At 62.6% G+C, this 12683-nt stretch carries 12 protein-coding genes and 1 pseudogene; 6 read left to right on the top strand and 7 right to left on the bottom strand.

The genetic code is table 11. From position 1 onward, the window contains the following. Positions 1–12 precede the first annotated feature (12 nt). Positions 13–66: pseudogene (locus JQ567_RS39075) on the top strand (hypothetical protein); the annotation flags it as partial. On the opposite strand, the gene JQ567_RS17900 reads toward JQ567_RS39075, so the two are convergent. Beyond that, positions 41–1189: an OpgC domain-containing protein gene (locus tag JQ567_RS17900; RefSeq protein ID WP_212440052.1), complete on the bottom strand. Its 1149-nt coding sequence runs from the start codon at positions 1187–1189 to the stop codon at positions 41–43. The pseudogene JQ567_RS39075 and the gene JQ567_RS17900 sit on opposite strands and share 26 nt — an antisense overlap. A 269-nt stretch (positions 1190–1458) precedes the next feature. Here JQ567_RS17900 and JQ567_RS17895 point away from each other — a divergent pair, with 269 nt between their 5' ends. Beyond that, entirely contained in the window at positions 1459–1764 is a 306-nt protein-coding gene (locus JQ567_RS17895; RefSeq protein ID WP_212440051.1) for an ETC complex I subunit, read from the top strand. 52 nt (positions 1765–1816) lie between these two features. On the opposite strand, the gene JQ567_RS17890 is transcribed toward JQ567_RS17895, so the two are convergent. Next, the gene (locus JQ567_RS17890) at positions 1817–2311 is read right to left on the bottom strand and encodes an Lrp/AsnC family transcriptional regulator (protein WP_212209450.1); all 495 of its coding nucleotides are present in this window, start codon (positions 2309–2311) and stop codon (positions 1817–1819) included. 33 nt (positions 2312–2344) lie between these two features. Further along, complete coding sequence (locus JQ567_RS17885) at positions 2345–2992, bottom strand: TetR/AcrR family transcriptional regulator (protein WP_212440050.1); 648 nt, start codon at positions 2990–2992, stop codon at positions 2345–2347. A gap of 330 nt (positions 2993–3322) precedes the next feature. Between JQ567_RS17885 and JQ567_RS17880 the strand changes: the two genes are divergently transcribed. The 3 genes from JQ567_RS17880 to JQ567_RS17870 are packed head-to-tail and all read left to right on the top strand — an operon-like array spanning position 3323 to position 7876. After that, positions 3323–4927 carry a carboxyl transferase domain-containing protein gene (locus tag JQ567_RS17880; RefSeq protein WP_212440049.1) on the top strand — a complete coding sequence of 535 codons (1605 nt, stop codon included), beginning with the start codon at positions 3323–3325 and terminating at the stop codon, positions 4925–4927. A 26-nt stretch (positions 4928–4953) separates the two neighbouring features. Continuing rightward, on the top strand, positions 4954–6960 hold the full coding sequence (locus JQ567_RS17875; RefSeq protein WP_212440094.1) for an acetyl/propionyl/methylcrotonyl-CoA carboxylase subunit alpha: 2007 nt from the start codon (positions 4954–4956) through the stop codon (positions 6958–6960). 7 nt (positions 6961–6967) lie between these two features. Continuing rightward, the gene (locus JQ567_RS17870) at positions 6968–7876 is read left to right on the top strand and encodes a hydroxymethylglutaryl-CoA lyase (protein ID WP_212440048.1); all 909 of its coding nucleotides are present in this window, start codon (positions 6968–6970) and stop codon (positions 7874–7876) included. A 5-nt stretch (positions 7877–7881) separates the two neighbouring features. Here JQ567_RS17870 and JQ567_RS17865 read toward each other — a convergent pair whose 3' ends face one another. The 4 genes from JQ567_RS17865 to JQ567_RS17850 all read right to left on the bottom strand — a co-directional run bounded on the left by JQ567_RS17865 (position 7882) and on the right by JQ567_RS17850 (position 11790). Beyond that, positions 7882–8808, bottom strand: a complete 927-nt coding sequence (locus JQ567_RS17865; protein WP_212440047.1) for a dihydrodipicolinate synthase family protein — start codon at positions 8806–8808, stop codon at positions 7882–7884. A gap of 77 nt (positions 8809–8885) precedes the next feature. Next, the gene (locus JQ567_RS17860) at positions 8886–9875 is read right to left on the bottom strand and encodes a TRAP transporter substrate-binding protein (RefSeq protein WP_212440046.1); all 990 of its coding nucleotides are present in this window, start codon (positions 9873–9875) and stop codon (positions 8886–8888) included. A 26-nt stretch (positions 9876–9901) separates the two neighbouring features. Further along, complete coding sequence (locus JQ567_RS17855; protein WP_212440045.1) at positions 9902–11167, bottom strand: TRAP transporter large permease; 1266 nt, start codon at positions 11165–11167, stop codon at positions 9902–9904. Continuing rightward, on the bottom strand, positions 11167–11790 hold the full coding sequence (locus tag JQ567_RS17850) for a TRAP transporter small permease (protein ID WP_212440044.1): 624 nt from the start codon (positions 11788–11790) through the stop codon (positions 11167–11169). Before JQ567_RS17850 ends, JQ567_RS17855 begins: the two co-directional genes overlap by 1 nt. A 188-nt stretch (positions 11791–11978) precedes the next feature. Between JQ567_RS17850 and JQ567_RS17845 the strand changes: the two genes are divergently transcribed. Further along, a complete protein-coding gene (locus JQ567_RS17845) occupies positions 11979–12677 on the top strand; it encodes a GntR family transcriptional regulator (RefSeq protein ID WP_212440043.1) in 699 nt (232 codons plus the stop codon). Positions 12678–12683 lie beyond the last annotated feature (6 nt).

The raw sequence follows: 12683 nt of genomic DNA, 5'->3' as shown, positions 1-12683 counted from the left end.
CCGTTTTGTAGGGTGCGGGAGCCCGATCAAGCCGCCTCGATCAGGCGGCTTTCGGCGCCGCCGGCTTGGGCAGCGGCTTGTCCTGCCGTTTCGACCAGGAAATGTAATAGGCGACGATGGTCATGATCGCGATGCCGGTCACGCTGACGAAGATCTGCGCGAACAGCGAACCGGAGCTCAGCGACAGCTGGAAATGCCCGACGAACGACAGGAACACGCCGACGCAGAACACCGCCAGCGATTGCTGACCGCAGACCACCAGCGGATCGAATATTTTCCATTCCAGCGCCGGCCAATCCTTCGGGATGAAACGGATCACCATGATCACGATCACCACGAAATGGATGAAGCGGTAGGGCGCCAGATTGGTCTTGTCGTTCGGATTGAACATCGAATAGAGCCAATGCGGGAACATCGCTCCGAAATCCGGAAACCTGCCGGCCATCGTCATGACCAGCGCCAACAGCAGATAGGCGATACAGAAATACAGCGTCAGCGGGTGATTGATCACCGCCGCCGACCGCCGGGCGCCGCCGAGCGCGCACCAGGAGCCGAACACGAACAGCACCTGCCAGGCGAACGGGTTGAAGTACCAGGTTCCGGTCGGATAGGCCGCCAGGTTCCAGCCGGTTTGCCGCGACACCAGCCACAGCACGATTGCGGCGACCATGGTCCAGTTGGGCTGGCGCAGCATCATCCACAGCACCGGCGGGAACAGCCCCATCAGCACGATGTAGAGCGGCAGCACGTCGAGATTGACCGGCTTGAACTTCAGGAACAGGCCTTGGCGCAACGTTTCGGTCGCGTTGTCGACCAGGCCGACGACGTTGAACTCGTTGACGAGCTCGGAATCGCCGAACCGCAGCGCGAGGTAGCTGATCGAGGCGATATAGATCACGAACAGGATGATATGGGCGACGTAGAGCTGCCAGACGCGCTTGGTCAGCCGCGTGGCACCGACGATGAAGCCGCGGTCGAGCATCATCCGGGCATAGACGAAGGAGGCGGTATATCCGGAAATGAAAACGAACAGGTCGGCGGCGTCGCTGAAGCCGTAGTTGCGGGTCGTGATCCAGTTCACCACGTTGTCCGGGATGTGATCCAGATAGATCGCCCAGTTCGCAACCCCGCGAAACAGGTCGAGCCGGAGGTCGCGTCCTTTTTCGGGCAGGGTGGCGTTGATTTTCATGGGAGCCGCTTCGATGTGATGCTGTCGGGACGATCGCACCGCCGGACCAAGCCTTGAATCAGGCCTCGAACCATACCCTGGCCGCAGGGCGGACGAAGATTGTCACAGTGCAGCATAATGACTATACCGGTCCGGAAATGGTACATCCGGGGTTATGGAATCACCGATCAAATCCCTGAAAGGTGTATCTATACTATCCCGGCCGTCTGCGCCAAACGTCACCAAGTCTCGTGTCTTTAAGTCGCACATCTCTGAAGGTTCGACCATCCATGACCGCACGCATTTTTAAGCCCGCCAAAAACGCGATGCAATCGGGCAGGGCCAAGACCCGGGAATGGCAGCTTGATTACGAACCCGAGCAGCCCCGGGCGATCGAACCGTTGATGGGCTGGACCTCTTCCGGAGACATGAAACAGCAGCTCGCGCTGCATTTCGATAGCAAGGAAGACGCGGTGGCCTATTGCGAGCGCAAGGGCATTCCCTATCAGGTGATCGAACCCAAAGACTCCGTGCACCGGCAGGTCGCCTATGCCGACAATTTCGCGTTCCGGCGCGGCGAGCCTTGGACCCACTAAGTCCTGAACCCACCAAGTCCTGAACCCATTAAGCCCTGAACCCATTGAACCGCTAGGGATCGGTTCGGGGCGTCGGATCCCCCGGGATCGGCAAGGGCGCATCCTTCGCGACGCCAAGGACCGGCAAACTTCTGATGGTCCGGACCTCGGGCATGGCGGCGAACTGCCGAAGCTGCTGATGCATCCCCTCGACATCGGGCGCGACGCATTTGAGTAAAAAGTCCGCTTCTCCCGAGATGCGCCAGCTTTGCAGAACCAGCGGCAAGGCCGCAATCGAGGCTTCGAACGCTTCCAGCGTCGCCTTGGCCTGGCTCGCCAGCTGGATCGATACGAACGACACGACCTCGTAGCCGAGCACCTTCTCGTCGATCGTGGCGCGGATCGCCTTGATCACGCCGCGGCTGCGCAGGGACCGCACGCGCCGCAGGCAAGGCGGCAGGGAGAGGCCGACACGACTGGCCAGTTCGTTGATCCGGATGCGTCCATCCTTCTGAAGCTCGGACAATATCCTGAGGTCGATGTCGTCGAGCTTGTGATTGGCTGTCATGGCTGCTCGTTCGCGCTCAAGAGTCCGCCGCTGCTAGACAGCTGCAACGCGCCGTGGCTTGCGGACGCTGCGGGCAGGGGCGCTCGCGGCCTGCGGCGACACGCCTGACAGTACCAGTTTCTCATGGGCGGCGATGATCGCGTCCCTGGTCAGGCGTCCGCCCGGCCGGTACCAGGTGCAGAGGCCGGTCAGGAGCGCCAGGATAGCAAACGTCGCCACCTTGACGTCGACGACTTCGAAAGCGCCTTCGGAAACGCCCTCCGAGAGGATACGCGCCAGCCGCGCCTCATAGGCGCTGCGCAGCGCCACGATCGCCTCATAGTTCTTCGGCTCCAGGCTGCGCAACTCGGAATTGGCGATGAAGACCTCGCGCTTGCGGCTCATGTGGTAGGTGACGTGGAATGCGACGAAGGCGCGGAGCTTTTCCTCCGGGCTCTTCTTTCCTTCCAGTGCAAGATCGAGCTGACGAATGAGTTCGTTGACGTGGTCCTGCACCAGCTCGAACAGCAGTTCCTGCTTGGTGCTGATATGATTGTACAGCGACCCCACCTGGATCCCGACCTCGGCGGCGAGGTCGCGCAGGCTCATCGCCGAATAGCCCTGTTCGAAGATCAGGCGCAGCCCGGCCTTGCGGATCGCTTCCAGCGTCTTCGGGCCATAGGAGCCGATCGTGCGTGCCATCTGGTCCTCGGGGCGCTGAATTGAGCCGCTTATAAAGATACAAACGACCGTATGTTTATTGCATGAGATGTGAGGAATTTCAACGGCATAACAGGCCATTTTGGCGGAAAATTGAAAATGATGACCATCCTCTTGCAGCTCCATTAAAAAAACGTATGATCGTTTTTAATTCGGAGGAGACATCATCCTGGAAACGGGCCGGCAATCCCGGCTGCCGGGACACTTCGCCGCAAAGATGGTACAGCCTGTCGCGCCGTTTCGCGAGAGGTCTTGTCCCGTCAGTCCTAGAGGCCACGCACCACCGCCCGTCACTCAAAGAAACGATAGGCCATGTCGCTTCATTCAACGATCGATCCCACCTCCGCCGATTTTGCCCGCAACGCCGAAGTGATGCGCGGCCTCGTCGCCGACCTTCGCGAAAAACTCAAGGTGGTTGCCGGCGGCGGCGGCAAAACCTCGCGCGCGCGGCATACCTCGCGCGGCAAAATGCTGGCGCGCCAGCGCGTCGACTTGCTGATCGATCCCGGGACCGCGTTCCTCGAATTGTCGCCGCTGGCTGCCCACGGCCTTTATGGCGGCGACGTCCATTCCGCCAGCGTCATCACCGGGGTGGGGCGCATCTCGGGCCGCGAATGCGTCATCGTGGCCAACGACGCCACCATCAAGGGCGGCACTTACTATCCGATGACCGTGAAGAAGCATCTGCGCGCGCAGGACATCGCGCGGCAGAACAATCTGCCCTGCGTCTACATGGTCGATTCCGGCGGCGCGTTCCTGCCGCTGCAGGACGAGATCTTTCCCGACGAGCGGCATTTCGGCCGCATCTTCTACAACCAGGCGCAGATGTCGGCGCAAGGCATTCCGCAGATCGCCATTGTGATGGGCTCCTGCACGGCCGGCGGCGCCTATGTGCCCGCGATGTCGGACGAGAGCATCATCGTGCGCAACCAGGGCACGATCTTCCTCGGCGGACCGCCGCTGGTGAAGGCCGCGACCGGCGAGGTGGTCACGGCCGAAGAACTCGGCGGCGCCGACGTGCATTCGCGGCAATCCGGCGTCACTGACCATTACGCGCAGAACGACGCCCATGCGATCGGGATCGCGCGGCGCATCGTGGCTACGCTGAAACCGCCGACGCGCGCCGCGCTCAACATGCGCGAGCCGCGCGAGCCGCTGTTCCCGGCGGAGGAAATCTACGGCGTGGTTTCCGCCGATGGCCGCAAGCCGTTCGACGTTCATGACATCATCGCGCGGATCGTCGATGGTTCCGAATTCGACGAGTTCAAGAAGCTTTACGGTACGACCCTGATCTGCGGCTTTGCCCATATCTGGGGCTATCCGGTCGGCATCATCGCCAATAACGGCATCCTGTTCAGCGAGAGCTCGCTGAAGGGCGCGCACTTCATCGAATTGTGCTGCCAGCGCAATATCCCGCTGGTGTTCCTGCAGAACATCACCGGCTTCATGGTCGGCAAGAAATACGAGGCCGGCGGCATCGCGCGCGACGGCGCCAAGCTGGTGACGGCGGTGGCGACCGCCGGCGTGCCGAAATTCACCGTTGTGATCGGCGGCTCCTATGGCGCCGGCAATTACGGCATGTCGGGGCGGGCCTACAGCCCGCGCTTCCTCTGGATGTGGCCGAACGCCCGCATTTCGGTGATGGGCGGCGAACAGGCGTCGATGGTTCTGGCCCAGGTGCGGCGCGACGGTATCGAGGCCAAGGGCGACACCTGGTCGGCCGAGGAGGACGAGAAGTTTCGTGCGCCGATTCGCGCCCAGTATGAGAGCCAGGGCAGTCCCTATTATGCCACCGCGCGGCTGTGGGACGATGGGGTGATCGATCCCGCCGATACGCGGCTGGTGCTCGGCCTTGGATTGTCCGCAGCTGCCAACGCGCCGATCGAACCGACGAAATTCGGCCTGTTCAGGATGTGATGCAGGAACTGATGCAGGAATTGATGATGGACCGCTCGAAACTATACCGGCGTTTTCGCACACTGTTGATCGCCAACCGCGGCGAGATCGCCTGCCGCGTGATCCGCTCCGCCCGCGCGATGGGCCTGCGCACCGTCGCCGTTTATTCCGAGGCCGACCGTGACGCCATGCATGTCGCCATGGCCGATGAGGCCGTGCTGCTGGGGCCGGCGCGGGCCCGCGACAGCTACCTCAACGTCGAGCGGGTCATTGAAGCCGCGCGTCAGACCGGGGCCGAAGCGGTGCATCCCGGCTACGGGTTCCTGTCTGAAAATGCCGAGTTCGCGCAAGCCTGCCTCAACGCCGGCCTGGTGTTCGTCGGTCCGACCGCCGCGATGATGACGGCGATGGGCTCCAAATCCGGCTCCAAGGCCTTGATGGAAAAGGCCGGCGTGCCGCTGGTGCCCGGCTATCACGGCGAGGCTCAGGACGAGGCTGTCCTGGCCAATGCCGCGGACAGGATCGGCTTCCCGGTGCTGGTCAAGGCCTCCGCCGGTGGCGGCGGGCGCGGTATGCGTGTGGTCAATTCGGCCGGCGAACTGGCCGCCGCCATCGTCAGTGCCAAGCGCGAAGCAAAAGCCGCGTTCGGCGACGACCGCATGCTGATCGAAAAATTCGTCCTCAATCCTCGCCACATCGAGGTGCAGATCATCGGCGACAGCCACGGCAATCTGCTGTCGCTGTTCGAGCGCGAATGCACGCTGCAACGCCGGCATCAGAAGGTGATCGAGGAAGCGCCGTCGCCGACGCTGGACGCCACCCAGCGCGAGGCGGTCTGCGCCGCCGCGCGCAAGGCGGCCGCGGCGGTCAATTATGTCGGCGCCGGCACCATCGAATTCGTCTCCGACGGCAAGGAGGTGTTCTTCATCGAGATGAACACGCGGCTGCAGGTCGAGCATCCCGTGACCGAACTGATCACCGGCGTTGACCTCGTGGAATGGCAGTTGCGGGTGGCGTTCGGCGAAAAGCTGCCGCTGGCGCAAAATGAGATCAAACTGAACGGCCACGCCATCGAGGCGCGGGTCTATGCGGAAAATCCGCAGAAGAACTTCATGCCATCGGTCGGCCGGATCAAGACCTGGCGTACGCCTGACGCCGTCGACGGCCTGCGCATCGATGCCGGCTATCGCAGCGGCGATGCGGTATCGCCCTATTACGACGCCATGCTGGCGAAGGTGATCGCGTGGGCGCCGACCCGGCAAGCCGCCATTGAACGGCTCAACCGGGGGCTGGAAGAGACCGACGTCCGCGGCATCGTTACCAACATCCCGTTCCTGTCGGCGCTGGTGACGCATCCGCAAGTGCGCGCCAACACCATCGACACCAGTTTTATCGAACGAGAATTGAAGGGGCTGACGGACCCGAAATACGCTTGCGGCGATCTTGAACTCTGTGCGGCGGTAGCCGCTATCGTCGTCGAGGAGCGCAAGGTCGCAGCCAGGGAGGCCCATTCGCCGTGGCAGGCCTTTGGCTGGCAGCCGGTCGGCCAGCGGCAGCGGGTGTTCGCGCTCCGCCAGGGCCAGGGTGCCGAGCAGAAGGTCACGCTGGACTATGGCAACGGGGCGTCGACGCTGTCGATCGGCGAGCGCCAATTCACCTTCACAACGTCGTCGACCGATGATGGCGGTTTCGACCTCATGCTCGACGGGATGAAATCCCGCGTCGTTGCCGTGATCGAGGGGCACGAAGTCTATCTGCGCACCCGCAACGGCCGTTTCGACCTGCATTGGGTCGATCCGTTCGGCGGCGAGACCGAGGAGCATGTCGGCGAGGACAAGATCGTGGCGCCATTACCGGGCACTGTGGTGGCGCTGTTGGCCGAGGAAGGCGCGACGCTGGAGAAGGGGGCTGCGATCCTGACGCTGGAAGTCATGAAGATGGAGCAGACCCTGCGCGCGCCGTTTGCCGGCGTGTTGAAGAAGATCAAATGCAAGGTCGGCGATATCGTCGGCGAGGGCGTCGAACTCGCCGAAGTCGAACCTGCAGCCTCGTGAGGCCGAAATGAGCGACGCTGTCCGTATCATTGAAGTCGGGCCGCGCGACGGGCTGCAGAACGAGAAGACCCCGATCAGTGTGGCTGATCGGATTGCCTTCATCGAGGCGTTGATCGGTGCAGGATTGCACACCGTCGAGGTCGGCGCCTTCGTGTCGCCGAAAGCGATCCCGCAGATGGTGGGCTCGGACCAGGTGTTGCGCGGCGTCAGCCATATCGCGGGCAGCGAATTCCACGTGCTGGTGCCGAACGAAAAGGGCTACGAGGCCTCGCAAGCGGCCGGCGCCAGGGTGATCGCGGTGTTCGCCTCGGCCTCGGAGGGATTCTCCCGCGCCAACATCAATTGCTCGGTCGCGGAATCGATCGAGCGCTTCAAGCCGGTGGTCGCCCGCGCCAAGGCCGATGGCATCAAGGTGCGCGGCTATATTTCCTGCGTGCTCGGCTGTCCGTTTGATGGCGAGGTCAAGCCGCAGGCCGTCGTCGACGTCGCCAAAACGCTGTGGGACCTCGGCTGTTACGAGGTCTCGCTCGGCGACACCATCGGCGTCGGTACGCCCATGAAGGCGCGGCAGCTGCTGCGTGCGGTGGCCGGCAGCGTGCCGATGGAAAAGCTCGCGATGCATTTCCATGACACCTATGGGCAGGCGCTGGCCAACCTCTATGCTGGAATGGAAGAGGGCGCGCGCGTGATCGATTCCGCCGCCGGCGGTCTCGGCGGATGTCCCTACGCCCCCGGCGCGACCGGTAATGTCGCGACCGAGGACGTGGTCTACATGCTCGAGGGCTTGGGGATGAAAACCGGAGTGGACATGACAAAGCTGCTCGCGGCGACCAATGAGGTCAGCCGCTTGATTGGCAGGCCTCCGGTCAGCCGCGTCGCTTCGGCGTTGAACGCGAAGATCCGCGCCGCGAAGTAGGCCGCTTAGGCGGCCTTCAAGCCGACATTCGGCAGCATCGGCCGGTTCTTCAGCGCCGTGGCTATGATGGCTTCGACCTCCGCCTTTTCGTGCGGCAGCAGGGCCAGCCGCGGCGGACGGGTCAGCGCGGTGCCGCGGCCAATGATGTGCTCGCAAAGCTTGATGCACTGGACGAGGTCCGGACGGGCATCGAGATGCAGCAGCGGCATGAACCATTCGTAAAGCGGCATCGCTTCGGCGTAGCGTCCGGCCTTGGCGAGACGGAACAAGGTTTCCCCTTCGCGCGGGAAGGCATTCGACATGCCGGATACCCAGCCGACCGCGCCCATCGCCACGCTCTCGACGATGACGTCGTCGAGCCCTGCAAACAGCACGAAGCGATCGCCGACCATGTTACGGGTGTCGATGAAACGCCGTGTGTCTCCGGAGGAATCCTTGAAGCACACCACCGTCTCGACGTCGGCGAGCGTGGCGAGAATATCCGGCGTCACGTCGTTCTTGTAGATCGGCGGGTTGTTGTAGAGCATGACAGGCAGATCGGTCGCCGTTGCGACCGAGCGGAAGTGCGCGGCGGTCTCGTGCGGCTTGGACGAATAGACCAGCGCCGGCATCACCATGATGCCGTCGATCCCGACCCGCGCGGCTTCCTTGGCGGTTTCCACCGCAAAGGCCGTCGTGAACTCGGCGATGCCGCACAACACAGGAACGCGGCCGGCGGCGACCGACTTTGCCGCTTCCATGATGGCGATCTTTTCCTTGCGTTCGAGCGAGGTGTTCTCGCCGACCGAGCCGCAGATGATCAGTCCGGAGACGCCGTCGCGGATCAGGCCGTCCATCACCTTCGCCGTGGCGTGGATGTCGAGCGACAGATCGTCATGGAATTGGGTGGTAACGGCCGGGAAGACGCCTTCCCAGGAAATGCGTGGGCTCATTGTTTCGCTCCGATGGGATTTTTCCGGCGGATTCCCTGAAATCCGCCGGGATTTGACTGGAAGAACGACGGTAAGGGTCAGAGCGTCGCGCCGACCTTGCGCAGCTCGGCGAGAACCGGCGCCTTCGGCAGCCAGATCTTGTCGAACTCGGCAATGACAGCCTCGGTATCTGCCGTCGCAACCTGCCGGATCGGGATCGGGATCGGTGCGTTGCGGAAATTCTCGATCAGCTTGGGCTCGTTGCCCGCAAGCTCGTCGATCTGCGCGTCGAGCGTCGACTTGACGGTCTTGGCGATCAGCTCCTTGTCGGCTGCCGGCAGCGACTGCCACACGCGACCGGAGACCACGGCCGCCATCGGCATGAAGAGGGCGTTCATCTGCAGGATGACCTTGGCGACCTTGTCGAAGCGCTGATTCCAGGAGAACTCCAGGTCCGCCTCGAGGCCATCGACCTGGCCGTTCGACATCGCGTCAAACACCTGCGGCGTCGGGATCGGCGTCGGCGCCGCGCCGAGCGAAGAATAGAAGTCGCGATAGACCGGCGTCGGATTGATGCGCAGCTTCATGCCTTTGATATCGGCCAGACCAGTCAGGTCCTTGGCCGAGAAGATTGCTCGCATGCCGGTGATGCCCCAGCCCAGACCGATCGTTCCGGTTTCCTGCGGCAGCACGTCGAACAGTTTGACCGCCGCGGGATGGCGGACGAACTTGGCCACCGATGGCGTCGAACGCACGATGTAGGGCGCATTGATCGCGGCGATATGCGGTACGCGCGAGCCGAGTTCGGCGGCCTGGATGAAGCCCATGTCGAGCGCGCCGGATTGAAGCTGCTGCATCATGGCCGGCTCGTTGCCGAGCTGCCCGGAGTGAAACACGGTCATGGTCAGGCGGCCGCTGGTGGCGGTCTTCAGGTCCTCGCCGAGCTTGAGGGCGGCCTTGTTCCAGGAATGCCCGTTGGGGGTGATGAGGCCGAGGCGAAACTCCTTGGCCTGGGCCAGCGCGAGCGAAGGCGCGAACAACGGCACGGCCGCGCTGGCGGCAAGAAATCGGCGACGTGAAATAGTCATGACAAAGCTCCGTTAAGTTGGGCGATTCACTTGATGAGGACGAGGGACAGGGAGGGATAGAGCGAGAGCAGCACCAGCAGGACGCAGGAGATCCCGAAGAAAGGCAGCGTCACGATAAACATCTTGCCCGGCTTGGCGCCGGTGACGGCGGCGGCGACGAAGAAGCAAAGGCCCACCGGCGGCGACAGCAGGCCAAGCACCAGATTGATCACCACCACCACGCCGAAATGCCTGGGATCGATGTGATAGATTTCGGTGGCGACCGGCAGCAGGATCGGAACCGTCATGATCAGGCCGGGAATTCCGTCAATCACCGTGCCGATCACCAGCAGGATGGCGTTGCAAAGCAGCATGAAGCTGACCGGATCCTTGGCGACCGACTGGATCCACGCCGCGGTTTCCTGCGGCACCTTGCCGAAGATCAGCACCCAGGAGAACACGGCGGCAGCCGCCACCAGAAACAGCACGATGGCCGAATAGATGCCGGAGCGCAGCATCATCTGCGGCAGTTGCGAGAATTCGAACTCCCTGGTCCAGTATTTTCCGATCAGGGCCGCCGCGACCGCGCCGACGGCCGCCGACTCCGTCGCATTGGCAAGCCCGCCAAGGATCGAGCCGACGATGACGATCGGAATCAGCAGTGTCGGACAGGTGCGCAGGATCGTCGCCACGCGCTGCCGCGGGGTCTGATATTCGGCGCGCGGGTAGTTGTAGACGTAGCCCATCAGCGCAATGACGAGACAGAACATCACCGTGAGGATCACCCCGGGCACGATGCCGGCGATCAGCATGTCGCTGACCGAGACCTGCGCCAGCACGCTGTAGACCACGAACATCACGGATGGCGGAATGATCGGCCCGAGCATGCCGCCATAGGCGGTCAGGCCCGCCGCAAACGTCCTGTCGTAGCCCTTCTTCTCCATTTCCGGGACCATGATCTGCGCCATGATCGCGACCTGCGCGGTCGCCGAACCGAGGATGGAGGAGATGAACATGTTGGCGAGGATGTTGACGTAGGCCAGCCCGCCCTTCAGCGAGCCGACAAACGCCATCGCCATGTCGACGATGCGCCGGGTAATGCCGCCGCCATTCATAATCTCGCCGATCAGGATGAACAGCGGTATTGCGATCAGTCCGTAACTGTCGACGCCGCCGAACAATTGCAGCGGATAGGATTGAAACAGCACCGGATTGCCCGACGCGATGATGTAAACAAAGCCGGCAAGGCAGAGACAAAGACCGATCGGCACGCCGACCAGCATGATCACCATGAAGGCCGCCGAGGTGATCATCAGTTGACCCCGTCGAGCTCGGAGAGCTGGAAGCCCTTCAAGGCCGTTCGTGGCACGAGTTCGAGGTCCTCGAGCAGATTGGCGATGCCGTGGATCGTGATCGACACGGCAAAGATCGGCAGTGTCAGATACACCACCCAGGTCGGCCAATTCAGCGTCTGGGTGCGCTCGGTGTAGAGGAAGTTGAAGGTCTCGCCGGCAAATTTGCGCGCGTCGAAGCCGGCGCGGGCGAGGCCAACCGGGTCCATCCATAGCCAGCAGGTGGCGATCAGCGACAGGCCGAACACCACGACCATGCCGGTTGCGATCACCTTGGCAAGCTTCTGGGATCGCGCCGAAAGCCGTTCGGTCAGCATGGAGACGGCAAAATCGAGTCTCAGCCGGGTCATCGCGGAGGCGCCGATAAACGTCAGCCAGACCACGCAATAGACGGCCGATTCATCGATCCAGTAGATCGGAAAATGCGAATAGCGGGTGACGACGTTCACCAGGATCAGGGCCGTCAGCAGATACATCAAGCCCATCAGGGCAAGGCGCTCGCATGCAAGCAGGGCGCCGGAGGCCCTGACCACGACGCTGCGGGCGCTGAACGCGGGCACGTCGCAAGCCGTTTGTTCGATCATGGGGAGCCCCGCAGCCCGCGAAATTTACCGTGCATTCACAAAATGTATAATTTATACAATCTTGCTGTCAATGGAGATTGCAGGCCAATCGTGGGCCTGCCACCGGCTTTGTGCTGTGGCGGACCACTTCAACGTGCGAAACAAGACCACCTCGACTGGAGGGGCCGGCGATGAAGACGGAAGATCAAATGAAAGTCCCGCTAAAGCACCGGACCTTGTCGGCTGCGATCGTCGACCAGCTCAGGCAATCGATTCTCGACGGGACCTATCCGGCGGGATCGCAACTGCGGCAGGACGCGCTGGGCGATGCTTATGGCGTGAGCCGCATTCCGGTTCGTGAAGCGCTGTTTCAGCTCGAAGCCGAAGGCCTGGTACGGATCGTCCCGCAAAAGGGGGCGATCGTTTCGGAACTGTCGCTCGACGAAATCAACGACGTGTTTGATCTCCGCCGGATCCTGGAGCCGCGGCTGCTGGCGCAATCCGCACCTTGCTTTGCCGCCAAGGACCTCGATGGGTTGGACGATATTCAGAAGCGCTTCGAGAAGGCGATCAAGGCACGCAACGTCAGCGAATGGGGGCAGCTCAATGCCGAGTTTCACATGGCGCTCTATTCACAGGCGCGCCAGCCCCGGACCAAGGCGATCGTCGTGGCGCTGCTGCAAACCAGCGACCGCTACACGCGCCTGCAACTATCCAACACCAAGGCGATGGGCATCGCTGAAAAGGAGCACGCCCATCTGATCGCGCTGTGCCGGGCACAGCAAATCGACGAGGCGTGCCGGTTTCTGGAGCAGCATATCGAATCCGTGAGAGCGGATCTGTTGCACGTCGTCGGCGGCGGCTCGATCGCCGTTCGTTCCAAGCGCGGAACGCGGGCAGGCGAGTAGCGCACG

Origin of the sequence: Bradyrhizobium sp. AUGA SZCCT0431 (assembly GCF_018131065.1) — a bacterium.
Lineage (GTDB): Bacteria > Pseudomonadota > Alphaproteobacteria > Rhizobiales > Xanthobacteraceae > Bradyrhizobium.
Note: the sequence above shows the minus strand (reverse complement) of the source record. Positions and strands in the feature narration are given on the sequence as shown.